The 16,766-nt window shown below is 55.9% G+C and carries 11 protein-coding genes, 1 tRNA gene and 1 pseudogene; 10 read left to right on the top strand and 3 right to left on the bottom strand.

Annotated features, from left to right (window positions below):
• Nucleotides 1-108: 108 nt before the first annotated feature.
• Nucleotides 109-1,311 carry a hypothetical protein gene (locus tag AO726_RS21125; RefSeq protein WP_152987251.1) on the bottom strand — a complete coding sequence of 401 codons (1,203 nt, stop codon included), beginning with the start codon at nucleotides 1,309-1,311 and terminating at the stop codon, nucleotides 109-111.
• Between the two features lie 465 nt (nucleotides 1,312-1,776).
• On the opposite strand from AO726_RS21125, the pseudogene AO726_RS06245 reads away from it, so the two are divergent.
• A pseudogene (locus tag AO726_RS06245) lies at nucleotides 1,777-2,868 on the top strand (IS3 family transposase).
• A gap of 701 nt (nucleotides 2,869-3,569) precedes the next feature.
• Here the strand turns inward: AO726_RS06245 and AO726_RS06235 are convergent.
• Nucleotides 3,570-3,646 (bottom strand) — tRNA-Arg (locus tag AO726_RS06235).
• A gap of 332 nt (nucleotides 3,647-3,978) precedes the next feature.
• Between AO726_RS06235 and gabD the strand changes: the two genes are divergently transcribed.
• From gabD to AO726_RS06220, 3 genes are all read left to right on the top strand, one after another.
• Nucleotides 3,979-5,427 (top strand): NADP-dependent succinate-semialdehyde dehydrogenase, encoded by a 1,449-nt coding sequence (gabD, locus tag AO726_RS06230; protein WP_058067217.1) that lies wholly within the window; start codon nucleotides 3,979-3,981, stop codon nucleotides 5,425-5,427.
• 220 nt (nucleotides 5,428-5,647) lie between these two features.
• Complete coding sequence (gene gabT, locus AO726_RS06225) at nucleotides 5,648-6,928, top strand: 4-aminobutyrate--2-oxoglutarate transaminase (protein ID WP_058067216.1); 1,281 nt, start codon at nucleotides 5,648-5,650, stop codon at nucleotides 6,926-6,928.
• Between the two features lie 275 nt (nucleotides 6,929-7,203).
• Nucleotides 7,204-8,415 (top strand): HDOD domain-containing protein, encoded by a 1,212-nt coding sequence (locus AO726_RS06220; RefSeq protein WP_058067215.1) that lies wholly within the window; start codon nucleotides 7,204-7,206, stop codon nucleotides 8,413-8,415.
• Here AO726_RS06220 and AO726_RS06215 read toward each other — a convergent pair.
• Nucleotides 8,405-9,295 carry a LysR family transcriptional regulator gene (locus tag AO726_RS06215; RefSeq protein WP_058067214.1) on the bottom strand — a complete coding sequence of 297 codons (891 nt, stop codon included), beginning with the start codon at nucleotides 9,293-9,295 and terminating at the stop codon, nucleotides 8,405-8,407. The genes AO726_RS06220 and AO726_RS06215 overlap by 11 nt on opposite strands.
• A 246-nt stretch (nucleotides 9,296-9,541) precedes the next feature.
• Between AO726_RS06215 and AO726_RS06210 the strand changes: the two genes are divergently transcribed.
• The 6 genes from AO726_RS06210 to AO726_RS06185 all read left to right on the top strand — a co-directional run bounded on the left by AO726_RS06210 (nucleotide 9,542) and on the right by AO726_RS06185 (nucleotide 16,737).
• On the top strand, nucleotides 9,542-10,384 hold the full coding sequence (locus tag AO726_RS06210) for a sugar phosphate isomerase/epimerase family protein (protein WP_058067213.1): 843 nt from the start codon (nucleotides 9,542-9,544) through the stop codon (nucleotides 10,382-10,384).
• Between the two features lie 10 nt (nucleotides 10,385-10,394).
• Nucleotides 10,395-11,432 (top strand): isopenicillin N synthase family dioxygenase, encoded by a 1,038-nt coding sequence (locus tag AO726_RS06205; RefSeq protein ID WP_058067212.1) that lies wholly within the window; start codon nucleotides 10,395-10,397, stop codon nucleotides 11,430-11,432.
• 26 nt (nucleotides 11,433-11,458) lie between these two features.
• Nucleotides 11,459-12,265, top strand: a complete 807-nt coding sequence (locus tag AO726_RS06200; protein ID WP_058067211.1) for an ABC transporter substrate-binding protein — start codon at nucleotides 11,459-11,461, stop codon at nucleotides 12,263-12,265.
• A 107-nt stretch (nucleotides 12,266-12,372) separates the two neighbouring features.
• Entirely contained in the window at nucleotides 12,373-13,890 is a 1,518-nt protein-coding gene (locus tag AO726_RS06195; protein ID WP_058067210.1) for an amino acid ABC transporter permease/ATP-binding protein, read from the top strand.
• Nucleotides 13,891-14,203: 313 nt separating this feature from the next.
• On the top strand, nucleotides 14,204-15,163 hold the full coding sequence (gene speB / locus AO726_RS06190; RefSeq protein ID WP_058067209.1) for an agmatinase: 960 nt from the start codon (nucleotides 14,204-14,206) through the stop codon (nucleotides 15,161-15,163).
• Between the two features lie 86 nt (nucleotides 15,164-15,249).
• A complete protein-coding gene (locus AO726_RS06185; protein WP_058067208.1) occupies nucleotides 15,250-16,737 on the top strand; it encodes a purine-cytosine permease family protein in 1,488 nt (495 codons plus the stop codon).
• Nucleotides 16,738-16,766 lie beyond the last annotated feature (29 nt).

The following is a 16,766-nucleotide window of genomic DNA, read 5'->3' as shown; positions in this document are numbered from 1 at the left end:
ACTCGAAAGTGTCCGTGTTAACGGGGTAGAACCCGCCCGTAGTACATGAATTGAGTGAAGAAATAACAGCTAAGGTGCTGTGTCTAAGATAACGCCAGACTTTGAACGCTAGGCAATACTCTCAAAATGCTTACAGTACTGGCCGTGCTTATGGCCTACATTTTTCGCCCTAGAACCAGGATGGCTGGACATACAGTTACCCGTGGTCGTACTCAGAACGTACTGACTGCGACCGGATACGGGGTGTGGGACACGTTCGCCAGACCAATAGATGCAGCTCCCACAGCCGTTCCTTGCGGCTCTACCGCCAACCTCAATATAACGCTGCTGAAAATCCATTAAAGAATTCGCTGGATGATCGTTACTTCGTGGTGAGGACGAAATATCGTCTGAATCATCGTAGTCTCTACGACTATAAGATTTACTTGAGCCAGAGCCTTTAGATGGAGCATTACTGTACGTAAAATATACCCCAACAGCAAAACCTAAAGCGAATAGGAGATAAAAGAATGAGTGATAAATAAAGTTTCCGACCTTGTAAGTTAAAGAGTCATTTCTTTTTGAAATAGCCGATGCTTCCGCAGCTACTTCTCTATTTGATAGTAACTGTTGATACCTGCCCCACGCATCGCGAGCTAAATTATCAAAGGTCTCTCTTTTATAGAGACTGCTCGAACCATCATGATTTTTGGTTGTGATATTGCTGAGGCAGTTATGATAAAGCGCTGAAAATTTTACTTCCGACATTTCTCCAGAAAGGTCAGCTCTGGCTAAACAGCTTTTCACTAAGGTAAGCTCACGGTCATGCAGTTCATATAAGCTCATTCCGCTAGATGATTTAATCTCAAGGCTATTAATGCCATTCAGATAGTCGGAATATGGTCGAGAATATATTTCTCGAAATCGCACCGATAAGTCATCCTGGATTTTTTGCAGCGAGTATGCAGTATCTATTTTGATGTCTTGTATAAGGCTAGGTATGACGTTATTAACTACAACTCCAACAAATGATCTTTCAAAATCTACCAAACGCTCTCGCTGCGCTGCATAAATAATTGACTGCTCCAATGTAAATGACGCGCCAACATATTCTATCCCTGTAAATCCTTTCACAGCTGGACTCTGATTTCTACATTGTTCAGCACTGGTGCTAGACCAAGAGTCAGATGTGATAGCCCCCTCCATACAACCTATATAAGTTGTAATTTGTTCTGGGGCATATTCAATTGGCGGGACGTTGGCAAATGCATAGCGCACACAGGAAAGGACCGCTATCGCCAGCAAAGCTGAACTGACCACTGACTTCTTCATTTTGGTTCCGATAGTATTTTTATGGTTAGCACTGTCGTGCAAGTTGCCACTATATAACATCAAATAACGGGTCTAATACTACTAGTATCCCGATACAGGATTTCGAAATTGCCACACCCGAACGTGGACAGCGATAAAGTTGTATTTTTATCAGACCACGCGATGACACAGCGGTAGTTACTGGAATTTGGACACATCTAAAACGCCTTCGAGCGGTTTTCCTCGGGCGGCGATCTGAAGTACACGCGCAAGCACGTTGTTCGCTTAGGAGTTAAACCCTTAACGAAGACAAAGCCTGCTTTATCTAATCTCTTAATACATCAAGCACAACGCTCTGTAATGGTATCTCCGCGCCGTCTTGATTGTGCGTAATGAAGCCTTCCTAATCTGTCGACGTCCGACGTCCTCCCATATTTGAGTAGCGCGCCGCTTTAGAGTCCAATCCCAGTAACTAGGAGATAGGACATGAAGAAGCGTTTCACTGAAGAGCAAATCACCGGCTTCCTGCGCGAAGCTGAAGCTGGGCTGCCGATCAAGGATTTGTGCCGTCGGCACGGCTTTTCGGAGGTCAGCTACTACCTCTGGCGCAGCAAGTTTGGCGGGATGAGCGTTTCGGATGCTAAGCGCCATAAGGAGCTCGAAACCGAAAACGCGCGCCTGAAGAAAATGCTCGCCTGAGTCGATGTTGGAGATCGAAGTCACCCGCGAAGCGTTGCGAAAAAAGTGGTGAGCGCACCCTCCCGTCGAGAGCTGGTGCGCACCATGACGGCTCGAGGCTTGAGTGAGCGCCAAGAGCTTCAGGTCATCCGTATGAGCGCCAGTGCACTGCGCTACCAGCCGAGACCGGATCACAACCAAAGCCTGCGTGAACGTATTGTGGCCCTGGCCCATCGGCATCGCCGTTATGGCGCAGCGATGATCTATTTGAAGCTACGACAGTCTGGCGAGGTGGTTTACCACAAGCGGGTTGAGCGCTTGTATGCCGAAGCCCGTTTGCAGGTGAGGCGACGCAAGCTCAAAAAGATCCCGATGCTGGATCGACAGCCGCTGGGGCGCCCATGCGCTGCCAATCAGGTCTGGTCGATGGATTTTGTGTTTGATCGCACGGCTGAGGGACGTGTCATCAAGAGCCTGACGGTGGTGGTTGATGCCACGCATGAGGCGGTTGCCATCGTGCCAGAGCGTGCTATCGGCGGGTACTCTTTGACGCGCATCCTAGATCGTCTGGCCATGTCGCGAGGGCAGCCCAAAGCCATTCGCACAGATATCGGCAAGGAGTTCTGCGGTCGGGCCATATTGACATGGGCTCATCAACGAGGTGTGAAGTTATTCCTAATTGAACCAGGCAAGCCGAATCAACACGCCTACATCAAGTCATTTAACGGGCGCTTTCGTGACGAGTGCCTGAACGAGCACTGGTTCACCAGTCTGCCGCATGCGAAGGTGGTAATTGAGGCTTGGCGTCGGAAATACAACGAAGAGCGACCGAAGAAAGGGCTTGGTGGATTAACCCCTGCCGCCTATGCCGAGCAACTGGCCTCAAAGCCGTTACATTGACCCAGGACTTTAAAGCCAACTGCTACTGAAAACGGGGAGACGTCGCTGTTCAATGCTCTGCCGCCGGTATCGATCGTGCTGGATAGCTGCGCCCGTTTTCTCTACCACATCGGAGAGCGCTCCATGCCAGGAGCTTTTGTAAACATCGCAAATGCGCTGAGACGGGGAAATGACGCTGACATGCTGCCCGAGTCCAACACCGTTTTCATACTCGAAAACCTGCTCCAGAGACATGTCTACTCACGTCCGCAGGAACTCAAACGCGCCCCCAGTCTGCGGGAGGCGATTCTGTATGTGCTCGACGCGCTTGTCGAAAGCGGATCTTCCGCAGCGTTTAGAATGCGTGACGACTTCGTGACACCGGCACCATGACGCTTCCAATCTTTTGCCAAGAAACTACCTAAAAGGTTAATCGTCGCGGATTTCCTTGATAGCCGATGACTGCTTCTGGCCGATAGCGGGCAGATGATTAATACCCTTGGCTTTTTGGTTGGATGCAAAGCTGGAGCTTGGCTAGTGCTCAAGTCATTAATAGATTCCAACAGTCGGAAATATGCCAGGGCACGGATTAGGCACAAAAATGGCACAAGCTTAAATGAGGCCAAAATATATAACTGAGGGCAGTGCTCAGATGAGGCTTAGGATACGAGGTTAGGGGGGAGATAAGTCTGAGGGATCAGCGGCTAAGGCTGCTATATAGATGGCGCACTCGGCGGGATTCGAACCCACGACCCCTGCCTTCGGAGGGCAGTACTCTATCCAGCTGAGCTACGAGTGCGTTGCGGGGGGCAATCATACGCATCTCGTTTGCGGGCGTCCACGGATACGGTTCTATGTCTGTGATTCTGCGGGCTTTATACGAATTGAGGATATTGGACCTGATGTCTGATATGCCAAATTGTGCGTTAATTTTTTCGAACGGAGTATTGCCCTTTACCCCCTATTGACCCTAGGATTCGTTTGAGATTTCAAACGCTTTGGCTGAGATATTGTGCACTGTATTGGCGCACGCGGCCGGGGCTTAGCCACCAAGAACAAGACCAGGCGCACCGCCGCTCGCGCAGCCGATTTAACAGGCCTTGCACCGGCGCCGGGGTTCAGGAGACCGCCATGCAATTGAAAGACCCTCAACTGTTCCGCCAGCAGGCTTATATCGACGGCCAGTGGCTGGATGCGGACAACGGCCAGACCATCAAGGTCAACAACCCTGCTACCGGCGAAATTATCGGCAGCGTGCCGAAGATGGGCACCGCCGAAACCCGTCGCGCGATTGAAGCTGCAGAAAAAGCTCTGCCGGCTTGGCGCGCCCTGACCGCTAAAGAGCGTGCGGGCAAGCTGCGTCGTTGGTTTGAACTGATGCTGGAAAATCAGGACGACCTCGCTCGTCTGATGACCATTGAGCAGGGCAAGCCACTGAGCGAAGCCAAGGGTGAGATTGCCTACGCGGCCTCCTTCTTTGAGTGGTTCGCAGAAGAAGCCAAACGCATTTACGGCGACGTAATTCCTGGCCATCAGCCAGACAAGCGCTTGATCGTAATCAAGCAGCCAATCGGTGTTACCGCAGCGATCACCCCGTGGAACTTCCCGTCCGCGATGATCACCCGTAAAGCCGGCCCGGCTCTGGCTGCTGGCTGCACCATGGTGCTCAAGCCTGCATCGCAAACCCCTTATTCCGCTCTGGCTCTGGCCGAGCTGGCTGAGCGTGCTGGTATCCCGAAAGGCGTGTTCAGTGTTGTCACTGGCAGCGCTGGTGAAGTTGGCGGCGAGCTGACCAGCAACCCGATCGTGCGCAAGCTGAGCTTCACAGGCTCCACCGAGATTGGCCGTCAGCTGATGGCTGAATGCGCTCAGGACATCAAAAAAGTATCGCTGGAACTGGGCGGTAACGCGCCGTTCATCGTGTTCGATGATGCCGATCTGGATAAAGCCGTTGAAGGCGCGCTGATCTCCAAATACCGCAACAACGGTCAGACCTGCGTATGCGCTAACCGCCTGTACGTTCAAGAAGGCGTGTACGACGCATTTGCTGAGAAGCTGGCAGCAGCGGTTGCCAAGCTGAAAATCGGTAATGGTCTGGAAGACGGGATCACCACTGGCCCGCTGATCGACGATAAAGCCAAAGCCAAGGTGCAGGAGCACATTGACGACGCGCTGAGCAAAGGCGCTCGCGTTCTGGCTGGCGGTAAGCCGCACGCGCTGGGTGGCAGCTTCTTTGAGCCGACCATTCTGGTCGATGTGCCGCGTGATGCTGCAGTGGCCAAAGAAGAAACCTTCGGTCCGCTGGCGCCGCTGTTCCGCTTCAAAGACGAAGCCGACGTGATCGCGATGTCCAACGACACCGAGTTCGGTCTGGCTTCCTACTTCTACGCCCGTGATCTGGGCCGCGTATTCCGCGTAGCGGAAGCGCTGGAGTACGGCATGGTGGGTGTGAACACCGGCCTGATCTCCAACGAAGTAGCGCCGTTCGGCGGTATCAAGGCGTCCGGCCTTGGCCGCGAAGGCTCCAAGTACGGTATTGAGGATTACCTCGAAATCAAATACCTGTGCCTGGGCATCTGATTGCCACTTCGGGTCTCGGTGATGCGTAACGCTCACCGGACCTGAATTGCAGGATTTAGCAGTAACCCGGATGAAGCCTAAGAGTCGGCCATCCGGGCAGTAACACCAAAAAGAACCAAGGCAACTTGCGGGTTGAGGCAGTCGATCATCGAATGCTGCCAGGGCTCAGCGGGTTCCACATCCTTAATCGACGCCGGCGATCCCGGCGAATGAGGAAGTTATGAGCAAGACCAACGAATCCCTGTTGCAACGCCGTCAGGCCGCTGTACCGCGCGGTGTCGGCCAGATCCACCCGGTTGTCGCTGAGCGCGCCGAGAACTCCACCGTTTGGGACGTTGAAGGTCGTGAATACATCGACTTCGCCGGCGGTATCGCTGTACTGAACACTGGCCACCTGCACCCGAAAGTGGTTGCCGCTGTTCAAGAGCAACTGACCAAGCTGAGCCACACCTGCTTCCAGGTTCTGGCGTATGAGCCGTACATCGAGCTGTGCGAAGAAATCGCTAAGCGCGTACCGGGCAACTTCGCCAAGAAAACCCTGCTGGTTACCTCCGGTTCCGAAGCCGTAGAAAACGCCGTGAAAATCGCCCGTGCTGCCACTGGTCGTGCTGGCGTGATTGCCTTCACTGGCGCTTACCATGGCCGCACCATGATGACCCTGTCCCTGACCGGTAAGGTTGTGCCTTACTCCGCCGGTATGGGCCTGATGCCTGCTGGCGTATACCGTGCTCAGGCTCCGTGCCCGCTGCATGGTGTGAGCGAAGACGAGTCCATCGCCAGCATCGAGCGCATCTTCAAGAACGACGCGCAGCCGAGCGACATCGCTGCCATCATCATCGAGCCGGTTCAGGGCGAAGGTGGTTTCTACGTCAACTCCCCGGCTTTCATGCAGCGTCTGCGCGCCCTGTGCGATCAGCACGGCATCCTGCTGATTGCTGACGAAGTTCAGACTGGCGCTGGCCGTACCGGTACCTTCTTCGCCACTGAGCAACTGGGCATCGTTCCGGACCTGACCACCTTCGCTAAATCGGTCGGCGGCGGCTTCCCAATTTCCGGTGTGTGCGGTAAAGCCGAAATTATGGACGCTATTGCTCCGGGCGGCCTGGGCGGCACCTACGCCGGTAGCCCGATTGCCTGTGCTGCTGCTCTGGCTGTGCTGAAAGTGTTCGAAGAAGAAAACCTGCTGGCGCGCTCCAACGAAGTGGGCGAGAAGCTGAAGGCTGGCCTGAACGCCATCGCTGCCAAGCACAAAGTGATTGGTGACGTACGTGGTCTGGGCTCGATGGTTGCCATCGAACTGTTCGAAGGCGGCGATGTGCACAAGCCGGCTGCTGAGCTGGTTGGCAAAATCGTTGCCCGTGCCCGCGAGAAGGGTCTGATCCTGCTGTCGTGCGGTACGTACTACAACGTTATCCGCTTCCTGATGCCGGTCACCATCCCTGACGCGCAACTGGAAAAAGGCATTGCCATCGTCGCTGAGTGCTTCGACGAACTGGCATAAGCCTCGCGGCTTGAACGCTACACAAAAGACCCGCTTCGGCGGGTCTTTTGCTTGATATCGGGTGTAAAATACGCAGGTTTCGAGCTAATGGTTGCGCTTAGAGGAAGAGCTCTTTTGTTATTCATATGACGTGAATAGCAAAACCCTATTAGCTATATGGGTACCATGGTACTCATAATATTTGAGTTTTAAGACCTTCTTTCACCTCTGCACTTCACTTGTCCGGGATATGGCTTCTTGAACCTGGGCTTGCCGATTGTTCTTCCTGAGGTTCTATGGTTTCGCCGGTTAAAACTGCGGATGTGGTTATCGCTGATGCAGACCTATGGACAGCCGATTTGCTTGTCCAGCTTGTGCGGGATGTTTGGCCTGCTGCGCGTATCGAGAAGTTTTCCGATGGGCGTTCAGCACTGACGCAGTGCAAGCGACGGTTGCCAAAGCTGGTTATCGCTGATGGTGATTTACCGGTGATGGACGGCTTGGATTTACTGCGTGAGGTGCGCCGGTTGGCTCCGGCCTCATCGCTGCCGTTTATTCTGATCACCGACCGCTTGGATGCTAGCAGCGTACGTGCAGCCCGCCCGCTGGCCCCTTCGGCCTATCTGGCAAAACCGTTCAATGCAGAACAGCTGCGTCAGCGCTTGTCCGGTTTGTTGGGCACGGTGCAGCAAAAGAGTGTGGAGAAGATTCCAAGGGCTGCGACGCTGTCCCTGCACCTTGAGGCGTCCCGGCTCGGCGGTCAGGGTGCACCGCTGCTGACGGAGGTGCGTGACGCCGTCATTCAGCGACTCAACAGCAAAGAATGTGACCTGCGTGAATTAGAGCAGCTGTTTATTCGCGATCCGCAAATCACTGCCCGTCTGATCGCGGCTGCCAACAGCGCCGCACAACACCATGGTGCGCCATGCCAGACACTGGCTCAGGCCCTTAGCCGTTTGGGGCAGGCGCGTACGCTTAATCTGGTTTTGGGCATGGCCTTGCAGCGCAATGCCCGGCTCAGTGATGAGCGTCTGTCAACGTTGGCGCTTGAGGTTTGGCAGCAGGCGCAAGGTAGTGCCGAGTTGAGCCATTGGCTGGCCGATGACCTGAAGCTCGATGGTGAGCTGTGCTACACCGCAGGTCTGCTGCATAACATCGGTGAACTGGCCTTGTTGCGTAGCCTGCAGAATTGGCTCGATGCTGGCGGTGAACTGAGCGAAGAAGAAATCCGCGACGCGTTCGCCAGTCGCTCTGCTGGTTTTGGTTCGGCGCTGCGCATGCAGTGGCGGTTGCCACTGAGTTTGCGTGAATTGATCGCTGCCTATTACATGCTCAGTCAGGGCGTATTTAGCCGTGAGGCGCTGGTGCTGAACCTGACGCGTCTGATCATGCAAACGCCGCCTGATATACCGTTGACCAGTCTGCGAGATGAGCGCTGCGTGCGCTTGTTGCGCCTGGATATCAGTGTATTGGGGCGCGTGCCGCGCCCCGCTGCGATTACTTGCTGAACTGCACTTTGAGCAGATCGCGGAAGGCCTGAATCAGCGGCTCACGCAGACGACCACGGCGCAGAATCAGGGAGAACGGCGCTTGGTAGCCGAAGGTTGCCGGGGACAGCACGCGTAACTTGCCCTGATCAACCCAGTGCTGTGCGTAGTGTTCCGGCAGGTAACCGATATAGGCGCCGGACAGCACCAGAATCAGTTGGGCTTCCATCGACTCAACCGTCGCCGCGCTGTGCTTGAAACCGTGTCGCGCCAGTTCGGCCTGGCTCCAATAACCGCGACCAACCATGCGCTGCTGCGTAATTACTTCGGCGGGGATGCGGCGTGCTTTAAACAGTGAGTGCCGTTCGCTGCAATACAGCCAGTGCTGCTCACGGTAAAGCGGCTGGTAAACCAGGCCGTTCATGCGGGTGAAGAACGCGCCGATGGCCAGATCAAGACGGTTCTCCATCACGGCCATTTGCAGTTCGTGCGGGCTTTGCACCGAGAGATAAAGGTGAACCGCCGGATACTCCTGGCTATATGCACCGATGACATCGGCTAGTGGCAGAGCGGAATCCCCCACCACTGCATCCAGTACGCCGAGGTTGAGGGTGCCGCGCAGCTCGCCTTTAAGGGCGGCGGAATAGCGCTCGAAACTCTCCATTTCTCCCAGCAGGCGTAAACATTCCTGATAGAACAACTCGCCTTTGCTGGTCAGGCTGAAGCCGCCACGACCGCGATGGCACAGCACAATACCCAGCTGATTTTCCAGCTGGCTCATGTAGGTGCTGATGGCGGATGTGGACAGGTTCAGCTCCTGCTGTGCAGCAGCAAAACCCTGGTGGCGGACGACGGCAGTGAAGATTCGCAGCAGTTTGAGGTCGGGCAGAACGGAAGACATAACAATATTTTGGTATGGGGATGACGGCAGTGTATCGCGCCGGAGCCTGCGATTCATCAGCCATTCAGCGTTACTTCAGATATTTCTGAAGTGATTATTTCAGATACGCAATTTAATTCGACGGCGTTAGCAAGAAGAATCAAACCACATTAGAACGAGACGCCGGATGTTATCGGACGTCACTGAACGGCACGTACCGTTCCTTACAAATCTGCCGCAGACCTTCGACCTGAAAAGGAGATGGCCATGCGACTGGAACTCTTCCGTACGCTTTGGGGCTACCGTGGAACCTGGAATGAAGCCGTAGATGAGCTACTGGCCGCCGGTTTTGACGGATTAGAAGCACGTATCCCGGAATCATCCGCACAACGCACCGCCAATGCCCGCGTTTTGCGCGAGCAACGCATTCCCTACATCGCAACACTGTTCACTTCAACGCCTGTGCTGCCTCAGCAGAGCCACAGTCCGCAAACGCACCTCAACGATCTTGCCGCCAAATTGCAGTGGGCCGCTGAGCTGAGCCCGAAGAAGGTCAACGTGCTGGCGGGTAATGACCGTTGGTCATTGGCCGAGCAGGTGGATTTCTTCGGCCGCGCCGTGGAGCTTGGCAACGAAAGCGGCCTTGAGTGCTGCTTCGAAATTCACCGTGGCCGCTCCCTGTATAGCCCGTGGGTGACGCTGGACGTTATCCGTCAGGTGCCCGAACTGCGCCTGACCAGCGATATCAGCCACTGGATCGTGACCTGCGAACGCCTGCTGGATGATCCGACTGACGATCTGTCGAGCTTCATCGAGCGGGTTGATCACATCCAGGCCCGCGTGGGTTACGACCAAGGCCCGCAAGTGCCACATCCGGGCGCGCCTGAGCACGCTGAGAACCTCCTGTTCCATCAGCGCCACTGGGAAAACATCTGGACCAGTCAGGCCCGCCGCGGCTTTGAGGTCACCACCATGACCCCTGAGTTTGGCCCGGACGGCTACCTCCACCACTTGCCTTTCACCGATGTCCCGGTCGCAGATCTGTGGGGCCTGAATCAGTGGATGGGTAATTGCGAGCGCCAGCACTTCCATCGTTTTAGCAGTCGTTGAGAGCACTGTGATGAGCACATCGAAAACCTTTACCGAAATCCCGGTGGTGAATATCAGCGGGTTGTTCAGCGCCGATCTGGCTGACCGTCAGGCGGTGGCTGAAGAGCTGGGCAAAGCGGCCCGTGATGTTGGCTTTTTGTATATCAGTGGGCATGGCATTGAAGATCACTTGATTGCAGGTCTGCACAAAGCTGCCGAGGACTATTTCGCCCAAGATATGGACGCGAAAATGGCCCACTACATCGGCAAATCGGAAAGCCACAAAGGCTATGTGCCGGAAGGCGAAGAGCGCTATTCAAAAGGCAAGCCGGACCGTAAAGAAGCCTTTGATATTGGCTTCGAAGTGCCCCGTGATAACCCGCTGTTCGTCGCCGGAACGCCGCTGCTGGGGCCGAATAACTGGCCAGAAGTGCCGGGTTTCAAAGAGGCCGTGCAAGCCTATTACGCCCGCGTTTACGGCCTCGGCCAGGTGCTGTTCCGTGGCTTTGCGCTGGCGCTGGGGATTGAAGAAAACACCTTTGACGAGATGGCCAAGTTCCCGCCGTCCAAGCTGCGTCTGATCCATTACCCGTTCGATGGCGAAGCCCACGATGCGCCGGGCATTGGTGCGCACACCGATTATGAGTGTTTCACCATTCTGCTGGCCGACAAGCCGGGTCTTGAGGTGATGAACGATCTGGGTGACTGGATTGATGCACCGCCGGTTGAAGGCGCCTTTGTGGTGAACATCGGCGACATGCTGGAAGTCATGAGCGGCGGCACCTTCGTTGCCACTTCGCACCGCGTGCGCAAAGTCGGCGAGGAGCGTTACTCCTTCCCGTACTTCTACGCCTGTGATTACCACACTCAGATTCGTCCGCTTCCGCAGTTCGCTGAAACCGGCAAGAACTACGAAACCATCAGCATCGGCGAGCACATGTGGGCTCAGGCTCTGCAGACCTATGAGTACCTCAAGGCCCGTGTTGAGGCGGGCGAACTCAGCCTGCCCGAACATGCCCGCCGCCCTTCCAGCTTCGGCCATTTGAAGAATCAACCCAGCGCACTCTGAACCGTAGCCATCAGGAGATAACAACAATGAAACTCAACACAATCATTCGAAACACCACTCTGGCCTCCTGCGTTGTTGCAGGCCTTGTGCAGTTCGGTACTGCTCAGGCTGCTGAGGTGAAAACCATCAGCGCTAACGAGCTGAAAGTCGGCATGGAAATCTCTTATCCGCCGTTCGAATACTACGAAGGCGAAGAAGTTAAAGGCTTCGATCCGGAAGTGTCGGCGGCGCTGGCCAAGCGCATGGGCCTTGAAGCGACTTTCAACGACACCCGTTTCCCTAACCTGGTGCTGGGCCTGAACGCCAACCGTTACGACACCATCATCTCAGGCATGTACATCCTGCCTGAGCGTCTGGAGCAGGCTGATGCGATCCCATATGCGCAGACCGGTGCGGCGATCATGGTGCGCGGCGACGCCACTGATAAACCAGCGGTTCCGGAAGACCTGTGCGGCAAGACAGTGGGCATGCAACAGGGCACCACCTGGATCAAAAAGCTGAATGATCTGTCTGCGGGCTACTGCGCAGAAAAAGGCGCCGGTGCAATCAAGGTGAATGAATACCCGACCACCTCGGAAGCCTCTCAAGCACTGCTGTCCGGCCACATTCAGGCGCATGTGGAAATTGATGCGGCCTCCAAGATGATTGTGGATAAGGCCCGTGGCCGCATCGTCATCAGCTCTCCGGCGGCGATCTACCCGCAAGTGCTGGGTATCTATGTGAAGAAGGGCAACCAGCAACTGCTCGACGGCCTGCAGAAAGCGCTGGATGAGTTCAAAGCCAGCGGCGAATACGCCGAGCTGCTGAAGAAGTACAACCTGGAAGAAGCCTGATAAGACCCGTAATGAACGCCGCAGACGAGCAGCGCAAGCTCTCAGTTGACTAGGCGGCGTTCAACTGGTGGCCAGGGATGGCGGCCTGAAAGCATGAGGTGACGCGTATGCAATTCGAATGGAGCTACTTTTTTTCACTGTTTTCCATGCCGGCTTTCTGGGCCGCCAGCTGGACCGTAGTGAAGCTCAGCAGTCTGGCCTGGATTATCGGCCTGATTCTGGGTTTTGCACTGGCCAGCGCAAAACAGTCATCCAGCCGTTGGTACAGCGCTCCGGCCTCTGTTTATGTGTGGTTCTTCCGCAGCGTACCGCTGCTGGTGCTGTTGATTTTCGTCTATAACTTGCCGCAACTGCTGCCGGGCAGCGGGGCGATTCTGTCCAATCCGTTTTATGCCGGTCTGCTGGCCTTGGTTTTGACCGAGGCAGCGTACATGGCTGAAATTCATCGTGGCGGTCTGATTTCCGTGGCCAAGGGTCAACGTGAAGCCGCCCGCGCGCTGGGTATCCGCACCTTGGGTACGCAGCGGTTGATCGTAGTGCCACAAGCACTGCGTATCGCACTGCCGACGCTGACCAATGAATACGTGACCATCGTTAAGCTGACCTCACTGGTGTCAGTGATTGCACTGACCGAACTGTTGATGGTCGGCCAGCGCCTGTATGCACAAAACTTTCTGGTACTGGAAACCCTAGGTGCCGTGGCGGTTTATTACGTGCTGATCGTCAGCCTGTTTGGTTGGGGCTTGCAGTACCTGGAGCGCTATCTGGATATTTCCCGACGCAAACCGGAGACACTGGATGTGGCGCTGGTTGAGAACTTGCGCAGCACCCTGCCGCAGGTCACCAGCAGCCCGAAGCAAGCGGAACAGACCGGTGCGCCGGATGCCCTGCGCCTTAATGGCATCACCAAGAGTTACGGCAGTCATCAGGTGCTCAAGGGCATTGATCTGACTGTGCGTTCGGGTGAAGTGATTTCCATCATCGGCCCATCAGGTTCCGGCAAGACCTCGCTGATCCGCACCATCAATGGCCTGGAGTCGATTGATCAGGGCGAAATCGTGCTGTTCGGTGAGAGCTTTATTCAGGCCGGTGACCGCCCGGATAACAACCGCCAGCGCGCTGGCATCCTGCGTATCGGTATGGTGTTCCAGGGCTTCAACCTGTTTCCGCATCGCACCATTCTTGAAAACGTGGTCATGGCGCCCCGTTATCACGGTCTTGGCGACAGCGTCAGCCTGCGCCAACAGGCGCTGGCATTGCTCGACAAGGTGGGCCTGCTGGCTCATGCCGACAAGTATCCGCACCAGCTTTCCGGTGGTCAGCAGCAGCGCGTGGCGATTGCCCGGGCGTTGGCGATGAAGCCAGACATCATGCTCTTCGACGAACCAACTTCAGCGCTTGATCCGGAGTTGGTAGGCGATGTGCTTAACGTGATCCGTGATCTGGCCCGCGAAGGCATGACCATGCTGATCGTGACCCATGAAATGGACTTCGCCATGTCGATCTCTGACCGGGTGATCTTCATGGAAGGCGGCTATGTGCAGTTGGATGCTGCGCCGGAAGCGATTCGTCAGGGTGATAACGAGCGCGTTCGTCGTTTCATCGGTTTGGAAAGCGCTGAATAAAGCGGCGCTTTTTCAGTCGTCAGGAGGATTAAAGCTTTGCTTCCGTGAGGTCGTCTTAACTTCGGTGAAGGCACCTCACGGTCCGTTAAATTCATCCATAAATCCCGCAGTACACGGGTGCAACCCGGCATCAAGGTCAGTTTTACCGGCCTGCCTGATTAGGTGCAACCGTTCTGGAACACGCCTCTCTGAATGGGGCAACACAGCGATACTTCATAAATTCATGAACTAAATATTTGGTATTGGCGATTCTTCCCGAATTTGTCCTGACCAAGAATCAATCCACAACCATAACTAACCGTGAGGCCCACCCATGGACAAGATCCTGCACCAACCCCTGGGCGGCAATGAAATGCCCCGTTTCGGCGGCATCGCCACCATGATGCGTTTGCCCCATATCCAGAGCGATGAAGAGCGGCGCAAACTCGACGCTGCATTTGTCGGCATTCCGCTGGATATCGGCACATCCCTGCGCTCCGGCACCCGCTTCGGCCCGCGTGAAATCCGCGCTCAATCCGTGATGATCCGCCCGTACAACATGGCCACCGGCGCTGCGCCGTTCGAGTCGCTGAATGTGGCTGATATCGGTGACGTAGCCATCAACACCTTCAATATGCTCGAAGCCGTACGCATCATCGAAGAAGCGTATGACGTGATTGCCGAGCAGGGCATCAAGCCTCTGACCTTGGGCGGTGACCACACCATCACCCTGCCGATCCTGCGTGCCCTGCACAAGAAGTACGGCAAGATCGGTCTGGTTCACGTCGATGCTCACGCCGACGTTAACGACCACATGTTCGGCGAGAAAATCGCCCACGGCACCACCTTCCGCCGCGCTGTGGAAGAAGGCCTGCTGGACTGCGACCGCGTGGTACAGATCGGCCTGCGTGCTCAGGGCTACACCGCTGAAGACTTCAACTGGAGCCGCAAGCAGGGCTTCCGTGTGGTGCAGGCTGAAGAGTGCTGGCACAAGTCGCTGGAACCACTGATGGCTGAAGTGCGCGAGAAAGTCGGCGGCGGCCCGGTTTACCTGTCTTTCGACATCGACGGCATCGATCCAGCCTGGGCTCCGGGCACCGGCACCCCGGAAATCGGCGGCCTGACCACCATTCAGGGCATGGAAATCATCCGTGGCTGTGAAGGTCTGGACCTGATTGGTTGCGACCTGGTTGAGGTGTCCCCGCCTTACGACACCACCGGCAACACCTCGTTGCTCGGTGCCAACCTGCTGTACGAAATGCTCTGCGTTCTGCCTGGCGTGCAGAAACGCTGATTCACCCCATAAGCCGACCATAAAAACAACAAAGAGCCGCTCATGAAGTTCCATTTTCTCGGGAGGAGCGGCTCGGGAGAGAAAGCATGCGTGACGCTGACAATGCTAAGCCGATAACGCGGGTTGAGACGTTCGGGATCGAGGAGATTCCGGCCAGCGAGCGGCATGCCAAGCCGCTTGATCTGTTCAGGCTGGTGTTTGGTGGTGCCAATACCTTTGCGACGGCGGTGCTGGGGAGTTTCCCGGTGCTATTCGGGCTGTCCTTTCAGGCTGGCCTGATGGCCATCTTGCTGGGTGTGGTAGTCGGTGCGCTGATTCTGGCGCCGATGGGCATCTTCGGTGCGCTGAATGGCACCAACAACGCGGTTTCGTCCAGCGCTCACTTTGGTGTGCATGGCCGGATCGTTGGTTCATTCCTGTCGCTGCTGACGGCGGTCGCGTTCTTCTCGCTTTCAGTGTGGAGTTCCGGTGATGCGCTGGTGGGCGGTGCTCATCGCCTGTTCGGCCTGCCGGAGAGCAACCTGACCTTGGGCTTTGCCTATGGCCTGTTTGCTGTGCTGGTGCTGGCGGTGTGTATCTATGGCTTCCGCTTCATGCTGTGGGTCAACAAGATCGCTGTAGTCAGTGCCAGTGCGCTGTTCCTGCTGGGTATTTTTGCCTTCGCCGGTGCATTCGATTTTGACTACGCCGGCAGCATCAGCATGGACGATGCAGGCTTCTGGGCTTCGTTCCTCGGCGCTGCGCTGATCGCCATGAGTAACCCTGTTTCCTTCGGGGCATTCCTCGGCGACTGGTCGCGTTATATCCCGCGTGAAACCTCCAAGCTGCGCATCATGGGGGCGGTGTTCGGCGCGCAGATCGCGACGCTGATCCCGTTCATCTTTGGTCTGGCTACGGCCACCATCGTGGCGGTACAGGCGCCGCAGTATGTCGAGCAGAACAACTATGTCGGTGGCTTGCTGAGTATCTCTCCGGCCTGGTACTTCCTGCCGGTGTGCCTGCTGGCGGTGATTGGTGGCATGTCCACCGGCACCACGGCGCTGTATGGCACCGGGTTGGATATGTCGAGCATGTTCCCGCGCGTGCTGAGCCGTGTGCGGGCGACGATGCTGATCGGTCTGGCGGCGATTGCGTTCATCTTTATCGGCCGCTTTGTCGCGGATCTGGTGCAGAGCGTATCGACCTTTGCCGTGCTGATCGTGACCTGCACCACGCCGTGGATTGTGATCATGATCATCGGCCTGCTCGACCGCCGTGGTTTCTACGATTCCCATGACTTGCAGGTGTTCACCCGCGGTGAGCGCGGTGGTCGTTACTGGTTCAGCAATGGCTGGAACTGGCGCGCCATGATCGCCTGGATTCCAAGTGCAGCCGTGGGCCTGTGCTTCGTCAACCTGCCGGGACAGTTTGTTGGCCCATTCGGTGAGTCGGTTGGCGGGATTGATATCAGCCTGCCGCTGACCATGGGCATGGCTTGTGCACTGTATCTGCTGTTGTTGCGTGTGTTCCCGGAGCCGGCTGCGGTGTTTGGCCCGAAGGGTGCGCTGTGGTCGCGTGTGAGAAATAGCCGGTAAAAACGAAAGTGGCCGGATCTCAGACCCGG

Origin of the sequence: Pseudomonas sp. TTU2014-080ASC, from assembly GCF_001446935.1 — a bacterium.
Taxonomy (GTDB): Bacteria; Pseudomonadota; Gammaproteobacteria; order Pseudomonadales; family Pseudomonadaceae; genus Aquipseudomonas.
Note: the sequence above shows the minus strand (reverse complement) of the source record. Positions and strands in the feature narration are given on the sequence as shown.

What these genes read in the sequence shown, in the direction of transcription:
- AO726_RS06210 (WP_058067213.1), top strand. Translation starts at nt 9,542, where the DNA reads ATGCGACTGGAACTCTTCCGTACGCTTTGGGGCTACCGTGGAACCTGG.
- AO726_RS06195 (WP_058067210.1), top strand. Translation starts at nt 12,373, where the DNA reads ATGCAATTCGAATGGAGCTACTTTTTTTCACTGTTTTCCATGCCGGCT.
- gabT (WP_058067216.1), top strand. Translation starts at nt 5,648, where the DNA reads ATGAGCAAGACCAACGAATCCCTGTTGCAACGCCGTCAGGCCGCTGTA.
- gabD (WP_058067217.1), top strand. Translation starts at nt 3,979, where the DNA reads ATGCAATTGAAAGACCCTCAACTGTTCCGCCAGCAGGCTTATATCGAC.
- AO726_RS06215 (WP_058067214.1), bottom strand. Translation starts at nt 9,295, where the DNA reads ATGTCTTCCGTTCTGCCCGACCTCAAACTGCTGCGAATCTTCACTGCC.
- speB (WP_058067209.1), top strand. Translation starts at nt 14,204, where the DNA reads ATGGACAAGATCCTGCACCAACCCCTGGGCGGCAATGAAATGCCCCGT.
- AO726_RS21125 (WP_152987251.1), bottom strand. Translation starts at nt 1,311, where the DNA reads ATGAAGAAGTCAGTGGTCAGTTCAGCTTTGCTGGCGATAGCGGTCCTT.
- AO726_RS06205 (WP_058067212.1), top strand. Translation starts at nt 10,395, where the DNA reads ATGAGCACATCGAAAACCTTTACCGAAATCCCGGTGGTGAATATCAGC.
- AO726_RS06185 (WP_058067208.1), top strand. Translation starts at nt 15,250, where the DNA reads ATGCGTGACGCTGACAATGCTAAGCCGATAACGCGGGTTGAGACGTTC.
- AO726_RS06200 (WP_058067211.1), top strand. Translation starts at nt 11,459, where the DNA reads ATGAAACTCAACACAATCATTCGAAACACCACTCTGGCCTCCTGCGTT.
- AO726_RS06220 (WP_058067215.1), top strand. Translation starts at nt 7,204, where the DNA reads ATGGTTTCGCCGGTTAAAACTGCGGATGTGGTTATCGCTGATGCAGAC.